Origin of the sequence: Nostoc sp. 'Peltigera membranacea cyanobiont' 232, from assembly GCF_002245985.1 — a bacterium.
Taxonomy (GTDB): Bacteria; Cyanobacteriota; Cyanobacteriia; order Cyanobacteriales; family Nostocaceae; genus Nostoc.
Map to the genome: position 1 here is coordinate 1 of NZ_NOLK01000027.1, position 16,386 is coordinate 16,386.

Annotated in this window: 13 protein-coding genes; 8 read left to right on the plus strand and 5 right to left on the minus strand. The window is 41.9% G+C overall.

All coding sequences use genetic code 11. The features are described 5' to 3' along the window. Positions 1–985 (minus strand): hypothetical protein (locus tag CDG79_RS11685; RefSeq protein WP_143855464.1); only part of this gene is annotated, 985 nt, incomplete at its 3' end. A 133-nt stretch (positions 986–1,118) separates the two neighbouring features. Here CDG79_RS11685 and CDG79_RS11690 point away from each other — a divergent pair. The 4 genes from CDG79_RS11690 to CDG79_RS11705 all read left to right on the plus strand — a co-directional run bounded on the left by CDG79_RS11690 (position 1,119) and on the right by CDG79_RS11705 (position 4,876). Continuing rightward, entirely contained in the window at positions 1,119–1,445 is a 327-nt protein-coding gene (locus CDG79_RS11690; RefSeq protein ID WP_094342289.1) for a DUF6825 family protein, read from the plus strand. Between the two features lie 143 nt (positions 1,446–1,588). Next, entirely contained in the window at positions 1,589–3,274 is a 1,686-nt protein-coding gene (locus CDG79_RS11695) for an ABC1 kinase family protein (RefSeq protein WP_094329148.1), read from the plus strand. 18 nt (positions 3,275–3,292) lie between these two features. After that, a complete protein-coding gene (locus CDG79_RS11700; protein ID WP_094342290.1) occupies positions 3,293–4,018 on the plus strand; it encodes a Stp1/IreP family PP2C-type Ser/Thr phosphatase in 726 nt (241 codons plus the stop codon). Positions 4,019–4,678: 660 nt separating this feature from the next. Then, a complete protein-coding gene (locus CDG79_RS11705; protein ID WP_041565841.1) occupies positions 4,679–4,876 on the plus strand; it encodes an NblA/ycf18 family protein in 198 nt (65 codons plus the stop codon). Between the two features lie 478 nt (positions 4,877–5,354). Here the strand turns inward: CDG79_RS11705 and CDG79_RS11710 are convergent, their stop codons facing one another. Further along, positions 5,355–6,911: a serine/threonine-protein kinase gene (locus tag CDG79_RS11710; RefSeq protein ID WP_094342291.1), complete on the minus strand. Its 1,557-nt coding sequence runs from the start codon at positions 6,909–6,911 to the stop codon at positions 5,355–5,357. Between the two features lie 96 nt (positions 6,912–7,007). Here CDG79_RS11710 and CDG79_RS11715 point away from each other — a divergent pair, with 96 nt between their 5' ends. Then, complete coding sequence (locus tag CDG79_RS11715) at positions 7,008–7,394, plus strand: hypothetical protein (protein ID WP_094342292.1); 387 nt, start codon at positions 7,008–7,010, stop codon at positions 7,392–7,394. A gap of 646 nt (positions 7,395–8,040) precedes the next feature. Here the strand turns inward: CDG79_RS11715 and CDG79_RS11720 are convergent. From CDG79_RS11720 to CDG79_RS11730, 3 genes are all read right to left on the minus strand, one after another. Continuing rightward, on the minus strand, positions 8,041–9,057 hold the full coding sequence (locus CDG79_RS11720; RefSeq protein ID WP_094342293.1) for a glycosyltransferase family 2 protein: 1,017 nt from the start codon (positions 9,055–9,057) through the stop codon (positions 8,041–8,043). Between the two features lie 385 nt (positions 9,058–9,442). Then, positions 9,443–9,889, minus strand: coding sequence for a hypothetical protein (locus CDG79_RS11725; protein ID WP_094342294.1), 447 nt, complete (start codon positions 9,887–9,889; stop codon positions 9,443–9,445). A 129-nt stretch (positions 9,890–10,018) separates the two neighbouring features. Continuing rightward, positions 10,019–11,248, minus strand: a complete 1,230-nt coding sequence (locus CDG79_RS11730; protein WP_094342295.1) for an anhydro-N-acetylmuramic acid kinase — start codon at positions 11,246–11,248, stop codon at positions 10,019–10,021. Positions 11,249–12,082: 834 nt separating this feature from the next. Between CDG79_RS11730 and CDG79_RS11735 the strand changes: the two genes are divergently transcribed. The 3 genes from CDG79_RS11735 (at position 12,083) to CDG79_RS11745 (ending at position 16,383) form a co-directional block, all read left to right on the plus strand. Continuing rightward, on the plus strand, positions 12,083–12,886 hold the full coding sequence (locus CDG79_RS11735) for an Npun_F0296 family exosortase-dependent surface protein (RefSeq protein WP_094342296.1): 804 nt from the start codon (positions 12,083–12,085) through the stop codon (positions 12,884–12,886). Between the two features lie 463 nt (positions 12,887–13,349). Then, on the plus strand, positions 13,350–14,765 hold the full coding sequence (locus CDG79_RS11740) for a folate/biopterin family MFS transporter (RefSeq protein WP_094342297.1): 1,416 nt from the start codon (positions 13,350–13,352) through the stop codon (positions 14,763–14,765). Between the two features lie 121 nt (positions 14,766–14,886). Further along, complete coding sequence (locus CDG79_RS11745) at positions 14,887–16,383, plus strand: carotenoid oxygenase family protein (protein ID WP_094342298.1); 1,497 nt, start codon at positions 14,887–14,889, stop codon at positions 16,381–16,383. The last annotated feature ends 3 nt before the right edge of the window (positions 16,384–16,386 follow it).

Below are 16,386 nucleotides of genomic sequence, written 5' to 3' on the forward strand. Positions count from 1 at the left end.
CTGCCCCTCTGCCCCTCTGCCCCTCTGCCCCTCTGCTCCTCTGCTCTATCAAACGCCTGAAGCTTGTGAGAAATGCGGGTATAAACGGTTGCACCCAAGGAAGAGTGGGTAAAGATAAAACCTTCAGCCAAGTATCACCATAAGCTTGCCAGTGAGATGCCAAATCTATATTCTTTTTTGGTGCATATATTTGGGCGGGAAGTCGATCGTCAATTACAGATGGCGCATCTTGACAAGGCAGTTCAACTCGTAAATACTTGTCTCCACCTAGCTCATTTGGAGTGTATGTATAAGGACGTAAAACTTGATGTTGTAGTTCTGCCCACAGCGCTACCTCTTGGCGTTCCTTTGTATTGAGTTGAGAGGCGATCGCTTTTAACGCTTTAATAGTCAAAGCGATCTGAATCGCCCCAGTCAGCATCGTTGCTTCATAACAAATTCCTAGTCTTTCATAGGGAATTTGTTCATATTCAGGAAGCGGGGCGACTGTCCTCACCTCGGAATAAATATCAAAGGGGCGATCAAAGCCAATAAAATCAGCAATTTCTGGCAAAATTGGAACTAGTACCGCAGGTGGGGGAACCCGATCTCGGCGAGAACCTGGGGGTTTACAAGCAATAGCCAAAAGCGATCGCCATTTGTGCAGGACAATATCCAGTTCATGGCAGCAAAAATGAGCAATTACCCACCGTTCAAAATCCATTGCCACATCTCGCCCCGCTTGTGATCCAAGATTTTGCAAAGCTTTTGTTACTACTTCCTTGATAACTTGGTCATAGGCTTTCCCTGATAAATGCTGTGTTCCTATTGAGGTTTGATACTCAAGTGCTGCTTGAGTATAAATTTGCTCCCAAATTAGCGGCTGCTTCAGTATAAAATCTGGTAATCCCAAAAAAGGTAGAAAAGGTTTTACCCAGTGGAGTAAGGGAAGAGAAAATGCTGGCAACCAATAACGACTACCTGCCCAAAGATTGTCGTATTTCATAGAATTTAATTAAGGATCTTTTCTAGTGAACTAGTTTAGCCATCTCTAACGCCAAATCTCAACCTCTACAACAGAAGCCGTAAAGCATACAGGCAAGTTATAATTCTCTTGCGGATCAACGTAACAAAAATTTATGAGTAACCCACTAGTACAAGCCTTTTTCGTAGGCAGAGCAGTAGCCGAAGTAGTTAATGAGCGTTTAGAGGTCGCCTTGACCGATGCTTTGAGCGATCTGGGCAAATTTGATGCAGAAGCTAGAGAGCAGTTACGCCAGTTTACAGAAGAAGTCCTAGAGCGGGCAAATCGGTCAGCAGAAGCAGCTAATTCTGGTCAAGCTACTACAGGTAGTGGACAAACTAGTTCTGATTCAGGTGACTTGCAAGCAGATATTGATGAATTACGAGCAGAAATTGCTCTGTTACGAACAGAATTGCAACATTATCGCCGAACTTCTGCATAAATTTAGTTATTAGTCATTGGTCATTGGTCAAAAATTATTTACAAATGACAAATGACAAATGACACTTAAGAAAAAACAGTTTAGGAATCAGAGTGTCTTTTCTTTCAAGTGATTCGGTTGCAAACCAACGGTACACAAAGTATATGGAACAAGGTTATTCAGAGAAGGCATACCGTTGGAATCGGGAAAAATACTCTAGCAGACGGCGTTTTGTGGACATTTGGTCTTTTGTCTTGACCTTATTGTTCAAACTTTGGCTATACAACAAATCTTGGAGTTATCCGGGTGGCGTGACTGAGGTAAAGCAAGCTGCAAGACGCAAAACCCAAGCGGTCTGGATTCGCAATACCCTGCTGGATTTAGGCCCAACCTTCATCAAAGTTGGGCAACTATTTTCTACCCGTGCTGATATATTCCCTGGTGAATATGTAGAAGAACTAGCCAAATTACAAGACAAAGTACCGGCATTTAGCTATGAGCAAGTAGAAGCGACCATTGAGAAAGAATTAGGCAAAAAAATTCCTGAACTTTTCCATAATTTTGAACCGATTCCCTTAGCTGCTGCTAGCTTGGGGCAAGTACACAAAGCTGTGCTACATACTGGAGAATCGGTTGTTGTGAAAGTGCAACGCCCTGGATTAAAGAAATTATTTGAAATAGATTTACAAATTCTCAAGGGAATTACCCGCTACTTTCAAAACCATCCCAAATGGGGACGGGGAAGAGATTGGTTAGGTATTTACGAAGAATGTTGTCGCATTCTTTGGGAAGAAATTGATTATCTTAACGAAGGCCGTAACGCCGATACTTTTCGCCGGAACTTTCGCGGCTACGATTGGGTGAATGTCCCAAGAGTATACTGGCGTTATGCTAGTTCCAGAGTGCTGACTTTAGAATATCTCCCTGGAATTAAAATTAGCCAATACGAAGCTTTAGAAGCAGCCGGTTTGGATCGAAAGTTGATCGCTCGTCAAGGCGCTCAAGCATACTTACTTCAATTACTCAATAGTGGCTTTTTCCATGCCGATCCTCACCCAGGCAATATTGCCATTAGTGCAAGTGGGGCTTTAATATTCTACGATTTCGGCATGATGGGGCGGATTAAATCTAACGTCCGCGAAGGACTGATGCAAACACTGTTTGGTATCGCTCAAAAAGATGGCGATCGCGTTGTCCAATCTCTGATCGATTTAGGCGCGATCGCCCCAACAGATGACATAGGCCCAGTCCGGCGTTCCGTCCAGTACATGCTGGATCATTTCATGGATAAGCCCTTTGAAAATCAGTCAGTGGCGGCAATCAGTGACGACCTTTATGAAATAGCTTATAATCAGCCATTTAGATTTCCAGCAACCTTCACCTTTGTGATGCGAGCCTTTTCTACTCTCGAAGGAGTAGGCAAAGGTTTAGATCCAGAGTTTAACTTTATGGAAGTTGCCAAACCTTATGCAATGCAGCTTATGACCGATATGAATGGTTCTGAGGGGAATACCTTTATTAATGAATTAAGTCGTCAAGCAGCTCAGGTAAGTAGTACTGCCTTTGGGCTACCACGTAGGTTAGAGGATACGCTAGAAAAGCTAGAACGGGGAGACATGCGCCTCCGCGTTCGGTCTATAGAAACTGAACGGCTATTGCGGCGGCAGAGCAGTATTCAGCTCTCAATGAGCTATGCTCTGTTAATTAGTGGTTTCACACTTTCAGCTACGATCTTAGTGGTTGGCAATCATGTATGGTGGGCACTACTGCCTGGGTTAATTGCACTAGGGATTTCAGCGATCCTGATCAGACTAATTTTACGCCTTGACCGTTACGATCGTATGCATTAATTGTTGCAAAAAAAATTTATGAAACTTAATTTCACGGGTTTTAGCGATCCGGGACTTATTCGTTCTAATAATCAAGATGCTTACTATGTCGATCCAGAAGGGCGATTTTTCATTGTCGCCGATGGAATGGGTGGTCATGCGGGAGGTGAGGAAGCAAGTCGCATAGCCACCGAAGAAATTCAGGCGTATTTGGTAGCAAATTGGGAATCTTCTAAATCTTCTCAAGAATTGCTAGAGCAAGCTTTGTGGGGTGCAAATGAAGCTATTTTGCGGGATCAGCAAAATCATCCCGAACGCGCCGACATGGGTACAACAGTTGTAGCAGTGATTTTCCGCGCCCCAGAATCGCCTTGGTGCGCTCATGTTGGCGATTCGCGGCTGTATCGCTTCCGAGAGTCGCAATTAGAACAGGTAACAGAAGACCATACTTGGGTAGCACGAGCAATCAAAATCGGTGACATCACCTTTGATGAAGCCCGATCGCATCCTTTTCGTCATGTATTATCACGCTGTTTAGGGCGTGAAGATTTGCATCAGATTGATGTGCAACCACTAGATGTAAAACTTGGCGATCGCTTGCTGTTATGTAGTGATGGTCTCACAGAAGAACTCGTTGAACAGAAGATTGCTAGCTGCCTCCAAGAGGCACCTTGGCTTGATAAAGCCGCCATCTCTCTAATTGAGGCTGCTAAGGAGCATGGAGGGCACGATAACATCACAGTTGTCATCGTCTCACTCGAATAAATAGTCATTAGTCGATACTTACTAACCTTAAACAAAGTCCAACTGACAAATGACAAATGACAAATCTGGTAGATATACTCAGTAATTTGTTCAGTGCGAGCATTTTTAGTTTTTACAATTTGATACAAATATTTTTAGCCTCCAAAGTGACCTAATGAGGCTAAATTTGCATAAAATTGCTAAATTGACATCTTGCACGTAATAAGGTAGAGCGACTATAATTCACGCTTATTACCATTCATTCCCCAACCTCCTAAAAATTCCTAGCTTCCAAAGCTTCCTCCATATTGGGGGAGACAGCATCTTAGTTTTTCTCAAACAGCGAAACTATCGGATTCGGGACAAAATCTGCTTATCTCCTCAAAAGAGACCTGTGCAAAGCAGAAAGGAGTAAGAGAGGTAATTATATCTACCTTCGTCCAAATAGAGCCTATTTTACGGAATCTGGCTCGGCTGACTTGGGTGGTATATCAGTAGGATTAGGTGCAAGATATCATATCAAAAAAATCCCCACTTTAGGATGTGGGCAATATTGTCAAACAATTGTTATCTTCCTTAATACAGAGGAACAAATGTTAGACAAATACAAGTCCAATTATTATCCCATTTGGACTTCTGCAAGCGATATCAACTTTTCACGTTGTTTTTTCGGAGTTAACTATGAACCAACCCATGAAACTATCCTTGGAACAGCAATTCAGTATCTGCTCATTTGCCACTCAAGTACAGAATATGAGCCACGACCAAGCCAAAGACTTTTTGGTAAAGCTCTACGAGCAAATGGTAGTGCGCGAGGCCACTTATCAGGAGCTTCTTAAGCACCAGTGGGGCTTAGATTCCGGTTCCACTATGGCATAGAGTCGTTCTACTGTCGCAGTGGGCGACCTCCTTCTCTTGCTTGGTTCCAAGGAGGAAAATAGCTGGGGATGTCGGGGCGTCAACTTCGATAAACAATTCTACAAGAGCGGCACAAAATTTTAATTCACAAAATCAACTAACAACTAGTAAAGTTTTCGATGGTAAATCTGCTGGAGTCTAGACCTAACTTTAGCTTTGCAGGCTAAACTTGCTGTTCTACCTAGCCAAATTCCTATATTGTCTCTTTCGTCTAGTGTGAGAATTGCACCTGCGTAAATTACAATTTCCTGGAATGTAGTACACAAGAATATTTTAGAGAGAATTTTAATCAGCCCTGATTTAGCAGCCTCGTTATTTCACTCTTTATACATATAACTAGAACTTACATCTTTATATATATTTTGTTTATAAAAGTTTACATTCTTTGAGTTACCACCCTTTGGTTACATATAAGACATGTAACATTAAGAAATTATTCTTAGCTGGAAAGATCGTATGGAGAATCTGTATCAATGCTTTGTAGTTTTGCCAGAATTTGAGGCTTAATTTTTTCGTACTCGTTTTTCAATAAGCTTTTACTCATTTGCGGGTCGGCAGACGACATCAACGTATTGCTCATTGCAACCCACTCTTGCAGTCGTTGGCGCTGGGCAGAAGCAACGCTGGAAAGTAAGATATGGGTACAGCGATTTGGTGTTTCTCGTGCAAAGAACAACAGACGGTAGTAACCTGTGTGCTGTAGTAAGCGGGCAATTTCTTGACCAAGACTGGTTTTGAGATCGAGGTAGTAGGGCAACCATTTAGCACCATACTTGTGGTTGTAGATAACAGTAATCCATAACAGCATGGGATGAGGAATAGAGATGAAAAGAAATTGGTTATAGCGGGTACAGAGTAAGCGCTTTTGAATTTCTTCTTGTGGTAACATCACCCACAGCGCAGGTAAAACCTCGCCATTGGTGTGAATGGACTGAGGAAACACAATATCGGCAATTGGTTTATTTTGGGGCCAGGAAATGGCACGAGCGATTTCATCGTTTGACAACGATACCCGCAAATCGGCTTTAGTCTTCTGTTCAAGCTCAGGACTAGCCGTCGTCGTAGCAGGAATTAGGGCGTGGCTATCTTGCTTAATTTTGCGGGCATACTCAGGCTTTTCTAGAGATGCTAGAACTTTGAGGATTTCGGTGATACTTTGGGGGCGATCGCGTGCTACCTTAGCTAGACAACTCATCACCAAATTTTCGATTTCTTTTGGTAATTCTAATCCGGGTACAGCCTCAGCAAAAGAACGGGGTTTTTGATAGTGATGTGTTTTATACCATGCTCCAAAAGAGTGAGTTGGTGCCACCAGTGGCATTTTGCCTGTGAGCATCTCAAACATCATCACGCCCAAACTATAAATATCAGCACGGTTGTCTAATTCTTTACCCTCCATCTGTTCGGGAGAAGAATAAGCCAATGTCCCCAAATAGAATTTTGTATGGTCACCATCTGACTGTAATAACTTAGCAATACCAAAATCTAGAACCTTGACCAATTCTCCGAAACTGGGATCTTGAATCACCAGCATATTGCTTGGCTTGACATCCCGATGGATAATTGGGCAAATTGCGCCATCAACTGGGATGCCATCATGAGCGCACTGTAACCCCAAGCTGAGTTGACGCGCCATACTCAGGAATCTTGGTAAAGGCAGTCGTTGCTTGCGAATAATATTGTTCAGGCTTTGTCCTTGCAGGAATTCCATAACGTAGAACGGGGTGTTATTGTCATCTACGCCATAGTCCATAACTCGGACAATATGGATGCTTTTTTGCCCTAGTAAGGCACAGGTTTTTGCTTCTCGCTCAAAGCGGTCTTGCAATCGCATCTTTTCATTTTGGATTGATAGAGCGAGAAACTTAACCGCAACAGGTACACCTCCCAACAAAGTATCTTTAGCACGATAAACCCGACCCATTGCTCCAGTACCGATTAACTCCTGGAGTTGGTAGCGTTTGCTGAGTAAGCGACCAATGTTGGGGTCTGACATAGAGAATTTGAATCCAAAAGCAGGTTGTAAGTGTTTGCGAGGAAAAGTGTATTCAAACTGATATCTGAATTATTACGCCCAGAAATGACTTTCTAGATGAGTACCGCAAGCTATAAATCGGAGTTAAAAAGCCAAGAAGTTTATCATATAAGTAAGCTTTCTGGCTGGCTATTTAAAATCGTTGCTCTATTTACTCGGTGCTGTGCTAGCTTTTTTCAATCCTCTAAAGGAGGACTGAAACCATGCTCTGACAGTTTGCAAGCGAGACGGTTATTACAACTGGTGCAACATACTAGCGCTCTTTTATTACTCCGAAAAAATAAAATATTCGTAGGTTGGGTTGAACGAAGTGAAACCCAACAAAACCAGAGATTGTTGGTGTTGGGTTTCGTTCCTCAACCCAACCTACGCCTAAATTCATCAAAGTCCTTAAAAATAAGGGTGGATGATTTTTATCCGACGAGAGTCATAAAAGAGCGCTAGATCGAACAAACAGAAAGGGTAAATTTATAATGACGCTTGTACCATTTTGCACTTTAATTGTGGTGTAGTCTTAGTTTGCCCAATTTTAAGTAGATAGATAACTCTAGGATCTGCCAAAAACCTTCATTAGGGACGAGGGTAGCCCTGTTATGGTGACAAATAGCCGGATAATAAAGCTATGCGATCGCAACCAGTAAAGTGGAGAGGGTTGGTAAATGCTGGGTGTAGCCCTTTCAATGTTGGTAATAATGTTGCTCAACAAATCTCTTTTTAAACTCTTACCTCTATGTTCTCAGCGTCTGGGGTGGTTAAATAATTACTTGTAAACTGCTTCAGACGCAGAGAACACAAGGAAAAAAAGGTATTTTTGGAGTCATCTTGAAAGGGCTAGTACCGCAAGGCGGAATTCAAAATTCAAAATTCAAAATTCAAAATGAATACAGCGTAAGCCTTTCGTTGATTTGAAATGGTAGCTTTATTTACGCCGTGGTGTACTAGTCTTAAGGGAGTGTCACACTCACTACAGAGTTCTGAGAACTTGTTTTGTTGGTAGAAATAATTACAAATACTTATTGCACGATCTGATTTTTAACTTTGAGTTTCATTCTTTTACGTAAAGATATACTGTTGCGATCCAAGGTTGATACTAGTAATTGGAATTTTTTCGTTTTCTCTGGAGATTGTAAGAAATATCAAAAACTGATTTATTGCCCATTACATAGTATTCAATTCGACGTTTGATAATCTTGTTAAATCGAGAGATGAAATCAGAAAAAAAGTAAGGATTTTTCATCATTTCTGTTAATGCCGTTAACCATTTTCCTTGCTTGATAGGCACTACAACTTGAAAGTAAGCTAAATTTTTCTTAACAACTGCAAGATTATAAGACAAAGCACGTATTAAAGCTGGATTTTTTTTCACAGCTTCTTGTTGCATGAAAGAATTACTCGCTACACAGTATTGATTTAGACGTGATAATATGCTTTGACGGACAAGAGAAATAGAGCGTGAACGGTAGAAATAATAAGGTTTTGGCACAATAAAAAAACGAGCGCCATTGATTAGGCATTTCATATCGAACCAATAGTCCTCAGCTATGCTGACAGTTTCATCGTACATAATGCCGTGCTTAACTAAAAATTCTCGTTTGAATATAGGCTTGGTTAAACCAAGACTCGACCCTGCTTGTCCATAGACATTAGTTTCTACAAAATAAACGGGATCGATTTGGAGAATTTTATCTATATGTTCTCCACTTTCTTGAATCAATGTACTCCAAGGAGATGTTGCACCATCTTGGATTAAATAAAGATCGTCAGCAATCATGTCTGCATTTGTTTCCTCTGCCAGCAACACAAGCTTTTCTAATCTTTCCGGCTCATACCAGTCATCTGAATCAAGAATAGCAATCCATTTTCCTTGAGCTGCTGTGAGGGCACGATTACGCGCAGCAGAAACCCCCAGGTTTTCTTGATTAACTATTACCTTGAGACGTTGGTCAGAAAAACTTTTAGCGACTTTTACAGTTTGATCGCTTGAACCATCATCGACCACGATCAGTTCAATATCATTGAGCGTTTGCTCTAAGGCTGACTCTATTGCCTTCGCAATATATGCTTCAGTATTGTAAGCAGGGATAATGACAGAGACTTTAGGATTCATAAAACTGAACTCCAGACTACACAGTTACGTAAAAATACTAGAATTCTGACGATAATTTAAAAACTTCTCTTTCATACTATACAACTCAGGAGGTCAGTGAGAATAAACGATGACTCTTTAAGGTCAGGCATGAGACATTGAAGGTTGGGAAAAGCAGTGCGTTAAAAGTTACAGCAGTTTGCAAATAAGTGAGGTACAAAATGTATGACTCAAAATTCAGATATAAAGAATTCCTATCTTCTCCCAAGGGGAGATGCTAAAAGCGATCTGCCTCCAGCAATAACTGCCTCAAAATCCATAGCTTTGTACTTCATACAAAAGGAAACTTCTGTATTTTATCGAAAGGCTGCCAACCGAGACTCACAACAGTGAGCCTACACTGTTCTTAGGTTGACTGACGCTCTAAGCTAACTTCCATTGTGTTAGTTAAAAAATGACCAGCTAAGATACCACTACTGAGATAATACCTATCTTCTGAAATCCGGTGTAGGGTTTCAAAGCCACTACGACGCTGACGATCGCCTAGTACCCAGTAACGCTGCACAATAGTATCTAAACCAATCCAGCCTTCACCTTCAACTTGTCCCCAAATATTATGTTGTAGTAAAAAAGTATACTGGCGTTCTCCCTCATGCAGTCGTCCTTTGTATTGTAGAGAGATTTCCGAGCGATCGCTACCAGGAAATATCAGCTTAGTGGCCATAGTGAACCAGTTATCTCGATTCCAAGCTACCAAGGTCATACCCTTGACGCTGATTGGCATACCATTACGTTCCAGCCAATTTCCTTGCATTGCCCAGCGTCCTGGTTCCAATAAAAAAGTATGAGCCACTTATATATTCCCTGTCTCGATCGAGTGCCGCCAAGACTATAGTTATAGCAGTGCTGTTAGCGGTAGCGAGGCGTTTAGACCGTACTGAGTGAAGAATAAAGAAATTTTTTATTGTTCCTGTCGCATAACTCAGGACTGACTTTGGTGAATTTCCCCCAAAAGCACTTCTTTCGGTGCGCCAGTAGCAGTAGGTAAGTTGCCGGGAATGCCCAAATGCCGCCAGTAGGCTAAAACTGCAAAGGCGATCGCTTCTTTAAAATCTGCACTCAAACCAACTTCATCTGTAGTCAATACTGGGATTGATGCCAACAACAACTCTAATCGACGTTTCAAATAGAGATTGCGACTACCACCGCCACATAATAGTACGCGTTGTGGCATTTCCGGCAAAAAAGTACGGTAACTATGAACAATTGAAGCAGCTGTCAGTTCCGTCAGAGTTGCCAGTATGTCAGCAGCATTGAGTTGGTATGCTTGGGCATCTTTTAAACACTGATGCAGGTAAGCCACACCAAATAACTCTCGACCAGTAGATTTGGGCGGCGGTAGATGAAAATAGTCTTGGTTGAGCCATTGTTCTACTAAAGGATGACAAGGAGTACCACTTGCTGCCCAATTGCCATTTTCATCATAAGTTTTAGCACCAGTGCTTAAATGCTCCACCGCCAGATCCAACAGACTATTTCCTGGGCCAGTATCCCAAGCACGAATTTTTGAGAGCCAGTCGCCATGCTGAGGTGGAATATAAGCTACATTACCAATGCCACCAATATTTTGAATGCAACGCCCTTCTTCAGGATGACTGAGCAAATAGGCATCTACTCTGGGCACGAGAGGCGCACCATGACCACCAATAGCGATATCAGCAACGCGGAAGTTACTCACAGTTGTAATGCCCGTAAGATAGGCAATTAATTCGCCCCGCCCTAGTTGCAGACTATAACCCAAGGGAGTGCTGTTAGCGGTAGCGGGGCCTTTAGCCGATGAGGAGTCAGGAGTCATTTTTCTCCCTTTCTCCCCAGGTGGTCGATGATAAACCGTCTGACCGTGGGAGCCAATGAGAGTGGCTGGCTGATGACCAATTTGAATCTTTTGGGAGGCTTGGGCGAAAACTTGGGCGATCGCATCATCTATTTCTGCCAATTCTGCCATTGAGATGGCAGCGCCTGCACCAACTGCCAATATTCTTTCTCTGAGTTCGGCTGGATAAGGATATGTGAACCCAGCTAGCAACTCAAGTTTAAGATCCAATTCTGTACCGGAAATCTCTACCAACGCCGCGTCTATGCCATCTACAGATGTGCCACTAATTAAACCGATAACGCGAGTAGGGACAGCAACTTCTTCAGTCGGATGCATTGCTCAAGATTCTTTTGTTGATTGCAAGAGGTAGTTTAATTCATGCTACTACCGATGTCAAAAAAAACTAAGGTGACATAGTTGACTGGAGAAAGACGAATTGTTAGGGAAGGGGTGAGAGGCAAGCGACAGCTACCTGTCAAAGAACGTAGTATTCCCTTGAATTAGAAAGAAGAATTACATTTGAAATCACAGTAATTCCAGTGTGATGAAATGTATTAGAACTATTTTGATGTATTGTCAAAATTGATGTGGACGGTTGTTATACAGCAGTTTTATTGTGCATAAAGTACAAAGCTACAGGTTTGGAGGCAGGAGATAGAAACTCTTTATCTCTGATGAGTTAACCCAGCATTTTATACCTCATTTTATTGCAAGCTAATGTAAAAAGATTGTGAAGCTAGTCATACAGCAAAATGCAGGTTATTTAATTACCTTAAAGAAGAACCAAGATAATCTTGAGCGTGAGCTTTAAAAAGTATTCAGCCAAGGGATAAGCACAGGTTTTAAAGAGATTGGATAGCACAATGCCTCATCTCTTCTTGACCTATAACCATAAAAATGTAAACTACCTGCAAATCATCAAATGGCACTTTTTATAAATAAAGCTTGTTTACAACTTAGCACTGATAACTTCGCACTCTCTACATAAAGCGATAGACATCACAGAAAATAGTATCAGTGATTATCCTCTAAATAAAATGCGACGACTTACATTTTTATCTGCGTATAATCAAATTTAAAAATTAGTAATCCCTCTGATGTTGGAATCTAGAAACACATCGCAAAATGAGGCTAAGAACACGAAAGATAAAAAACAAAAAGGATTGTAAAATGAAAAGTCTTTTAATTAAGTCCGCGATCGCTTCTGGTGTTGTTTTGTCCTTAGCTACTCTTAGCCGTCCTGCAATGGCTGCATCTTTTGCGATATCAATAGAAAACGCAGGCGTACAAAATGCAAATTTATCAAATCTTGTTGATGCTCATATACAAACTTTTGATGCACAAGCACAAGGTTACAGTGCAACAGGCTTTCAATGGAAGGATGGAACAAAAAATATTGGTAGCTATAAAGATACTCTGATCATGAATCCAGACCAGTATGGTGCTGCTGGTGGAACAGGCAAGTATTTTGATGTAGACACGAATAGATCGGGTAACGATCAAAAGGTTTCCACCCTGAATTTGACAAGCCCACAAAGTTACTTTGGACTTTGGTGGTCTGCTGGAGATGCTAACAACGTACTTACATTTCTTTCACAAGGTCAGACTGTTTTTTCTATGACCACTGCTGATGTGGTCAATTATATTGCAGGGTTATCAAATAAAGCCAGCTACTACGGTAATCCTAATTCGGCATTCAAAAATCAGGATTCTGGAGAACCCTTTGCGTTCATCAACTTCTACGATGTTGGCGGAACTTTCGATCAAGTTCAATTCACCAATATTGGCGGAACTGGTTTTGAATCAGATAATCACACAGTGGCTGCTGGCTACAAGAGTATCACTGGTGATGTAGTTACAGCAGCAGTTCCTGAGTCTTCTTCTGTATTAGGAGTTTTTGTAATTGGTTTTGTGGGTGCTACTTCAGTTATGACTCGTCGAGTTAAGAAAAAATCAGTTTTGCAATTGTCATAAGTGTAGGGGCTTGCAAATAAGACAATTTATGGCTCACATTAAGAGCCTTCTGCACTTCTGATGATAATTAAGGGAATGTCACTCTCAAGCGATCGCCACTTTAATAGCAGTGCTTTAAAGCAATCTTATTAAAGATACTAATTGTAGCTCAGTAAGATTTGCCTGATTTTCTCTATGCCTTACTCCCAGGCTCCACTTCGCGTAGCCTGCCATAGGCAGGATTTCAGAAGTTACATCGAAAAGTCAATATTTAATACAACTTCGGGCGAGTTTACTTAAGTAAACTCGCCCAATTGTTTTGCGATTTATTTTATGAGCAGCCACTTTACACCACTTAGACAATGCCCGAATTGACTTCTGCTTCAGCTTACAGGCTTAACTTGGGATAGCGCCGATCCTAAAGCCCAGGTTTTAAGAATCGATATGATAGGAAAGTAGATAAAATTTAAAAAATATTTATCGAATGGTGCTTCAATCATCTGGCTTGTCCAAGGTCAAAGACTCATTAACACAAAAAATCTTCTTGGGTAATGAACCCAATGCGGAATTAATTGCAATTCTCACCGTTTACTTTGTCCAAGGAATTTTAGGGCTATCGCGTCTAGCCGTGAGCTTTTTCCTCAAAGATGAACTGCTGCTGAGTCCAGTCCAGGTATCGGCGTTATTGGGAATTGTTTTCCTACCTTGGACGATCAAGCCGGTGTTTGGTTTTATCTCTGATGGCTTGCCTATATTTGGTTATCGTCGTCGTCCTTACTTGATTTTATCCGGGATATTGGGAACTGCTTCCTGGATGAGTCTGGCCACGATAGTTCATACTAGCTGGACAGCTACATTAGCGATCGCTCTTAGTTCTCTCTCCGTCGCCATGAGTGATGTCATAGTTGACTCGCTGGTTGTGGAACGTGCTAGAGGCGAATCTCAAGCAAAAGCCGGTTCATTACAATCTCTCTGCTGGGGTGCTTCTGCGATCGGAGGTTTAATAACAGCATACTTTAGCGGTCTGCTGCTCCAATACTTTACTACCCGTACTGTCTTTGGAATTACCGCCTTATTCCCTCTCATAGTTTCAGGGGTAGCTTGGTTAATTGCTGAGTCCCCCGTTAGCAAAGATGCTCAAGATAGTAATCACACCAACCCTTTACCAATCAAACATCAACTGGGGCAGCTACGCCAAGCCATTACCCAAAAAACAATTTGGCTACCAACAGCCTTTGTCTTCATCTGGCAAGCTACCCCAAATGCTGAATCAGCCTTTTTCTACTTCTCTACCAACGAACTCCACTTTGAACCAGAATTTTTGGGGCGGGTAAACTTGGTGACAAGTTTCGCTTCTTTAGCAGGTGTTTGGATTTTTCAACGTTTCCTCAAAAGCATCCCTTTTCGCGTGATTTTTGCTTGGAGTACTGTCCTTTCGTCACTTTTAGGGATGACGACGCTGTTGTTAGTGACTCACACAAACAGACTCTTAGGTATAGATGACCACTGGTTTAGTTTGGGTGATAGTCTTATTCTCACTGTGATGGGTAAAATTACCTTTATGCCAGTGATGGTGCTAGCAGCAAGGCTTTGTCCCTCTGGTGTGGAAGCAACGTTATTTGCCTTGTTGATGTCGGTATTTAATTCAGCAGGAACAGTTTCCCAAGCATTGGGGGCATTACTCACCTATTGGCTGGGGATTACTGCAACGAACTTTGAGTCACTTTGGCTATTGGTGCTAATTACTAACCTTAGTACGCTGTTACCCTTACCATTTATCAACTGGCTACCTGCTGCTGAAGAGCAAGCTGAGACACCCAAAGATGGGGAAGAAGCGTTTTTGCCTGATTTGATGTCTGAGTTGGTACTGAGAGAACCAGAGTCGAAAATAGTGGAATAGTGTCATAAATCTCATGCAAAGTCGAGTCAGTGTGCTGCCTCCCCGTTGCAGCAAAGTTGCAAAGGAATTCTTTTTAGCGGCTACATATTTTTGTACAAGGTAACAATAAAAAACAAAATACATGCATTTGAAAAATCAAGAAAGCCTAGTTGCAGAAAAATCCTACACTGGTGCAGATTGGCAAGGAGGATATCAATCTCTCACCCAAGAATTTGATTATTGGATTGATGATATAGAAGGGCAAATTCCTACAGAGTTACAAGGTACGCTGTTTAGAAATGGCCCCGGTTTGCTGGATGTGAATGGTCAATATCTTCATCATCCGTTTGATGGGGATGGGATGATTAGCAAAATTACCTTTACTAATGGTCGTGCCCATTTTCGCAACCGCTTTGTCCACACAAGTGGCTATTTGGAAGAGCAAAAGGCGGGAAAAATTCTCTATCGCGGTACTTTTGGTACTCAAAAACCTGGCGGTTGGCTAGCTAATATCTTTGACTTCAAACTCAAAAATATCGCCAATACAAATGTTATCTATTGGGGTGGTAAACTGCTAGCGCTATGGGAAGCTTCTGAAGCATATCGCCTCGATCCATACACTCTTGAAACCTTGGGCAATGAGTATTTTAATGGTGCTTTTTCAGCAGGTAAAGCTTTCGCTGCTCATCCCCGCTTGGAAAATAATTGTGAACAAGATGGGGGTAAACCTTGCCTGGTAAATTTCTCGATTAAGCCGGGATTATCTACCACAATTACTATTTTTGAGTTAAACCCAGCAGGTGAAATTGTCAGACAGCACGCTCATCAGGTTCCTGGTTTCTGCTTCATTCACGATTTTGTCATTACTCCCAATTACTGTATCTTCTTTCAAAATCCTGTCACCTTTAACCCCATACCTTTCGCCTTGGGAATACGTGCGGCAGGAGAATGTATCAAATTTCAGCCAAATCAGCCAACTCAAATTTTAATTATTCCCCGCTTCCCCAAAAAAGGGCAAGAGGAGATAAAAATTTTGGAAACTCAGTCGGGTTTCGTCTTCCACCACGTCAATGCTTTTGAGGTAGGAGAGGAAGTTTTGATTGACTCCATTTGCTACCAATCTTTACCAGAAGTGGAACCCGAAAGCGATTTTCGACAAGTTGATTTTGAAGCATCTTCACCTGGACAACTCTGGCGATTTTGTCTGAATCTAAAAGATGGGACAGTCCGACGGGAATTAATCGATAGTCGCTGTTGTGAATTTCCCAGCATCCATCCGGCGAATGTGGGAAATCCTTATCGATATCTATATATAGGTGCGGCTGATGCAGAGAGTGGTAATGCTCCCTTACAAGCTTTGCTGAAAATTGATTTAGAGTCTGGAAAAAGACAACTTTGGAGTGCTGCACCCCGTGGTTTTGTCGGTGAACCGATTTTTGTCCCGCGCCCAGGTTCTGAAAAGGAGGATGATGGTTGGGTATTAGCTTTGGTTTATGATGCTGGCCATCACCGCTCAGATTTGGTAATTTTGGATGCTAGTGATTTTTCTAAAGGAACAATGGCACGACTACATCTCAAGCATCATATCCCTTATGGTTTGCATGGGAGCTTTACTCCTGAGGTTTTTGGGGAAATTTAATCC

What these genes read in the sequence shown, in the direction of transcription:
- CDG79_RS11700 (WP_094342290.1), top strand. Translation starts at nt 3,293, where the DNA reads ATGAAACTTAATTTCACGGGTTTTAGCGATCCGGGACTTATTCGTTCT.
- CDG79_RS11740 (WP_094342297.1), top strand. Translation starts at nt 13,350, where the DNA reads ATGGTGCTTCAATCATCTGGCTTGTCCAAGGTCAAAGACTCATTAACA.
- CDG79_RS11745 (WP_094342298.1), top strand. Translation starts at nt 14,887, where the DNA reads ATGCATTTGAAAAATCAAGAAAGCCTAGTTGCAGAAAAATCCTACACT.
- CDG79_RS11715 (WP_094342292.1), top strand. Translation starts at nt 7,008, where the DNA reads ATGAGTACCGCAAGCTATAAATCGGAGTTAAAAAGCCAAGAAGTTTAT.
- CDG79_RS11730 (WP_094342295.1), bottom strand. Translation starts at nt 11,248, where the DNA reads ATGCATCCGACTGAAGAAGTTGCTGTCCCTACTCGCGTTATCGGTTTA.
- CDG79_RS11710 (WP_094342291.1), bottom strand. Translation starts at nt 6,911, where the DNA reads ATGTCAGACCCCAACATTGGTCGCTTACTCAGCAAACGCTACCAACTC.
- CDG79_RS11735 (WP_094342296.1), top strand. Translation starts at nt 12,083, where the DNA reads ATGAAAAGTCTTTTAATTAAGTCCGCGATCGCTTCTGGTGTTGTTTTG.
- CDG79_RS11705 (WP_041565841.1), top strand. Translation starts at nt 4,679, where the DNA reads ATGAACCAACCCATGAAACTATCCTTGGAACAGCAATTCAGTATCTGC.
- CDG79_RS11720 (WP_094342293.1), bottom strand. Translation starts at nt 9,057, where the DNA reads ATGAATCCTAAAGTCTCTGTCATTATCCCTGCTTACAATACTGAAGCA.
- CDG79_RS11690 (WP_094342289.1), top strand. Translation starts at nt 1,119, where the DNA reads ATGAGTAACCCACTAGTACAAGCCTTTTTCGTAGGCAGAGCAGTAGCC.
- CDG79_RS11695 (WP_094329148.1), top strand. Translation starts at nt 1,589, where the DNA reads ATGGAACAAGGTTATTCAGAGAAGGCATACCGTTGGAATCGGGAAAAA.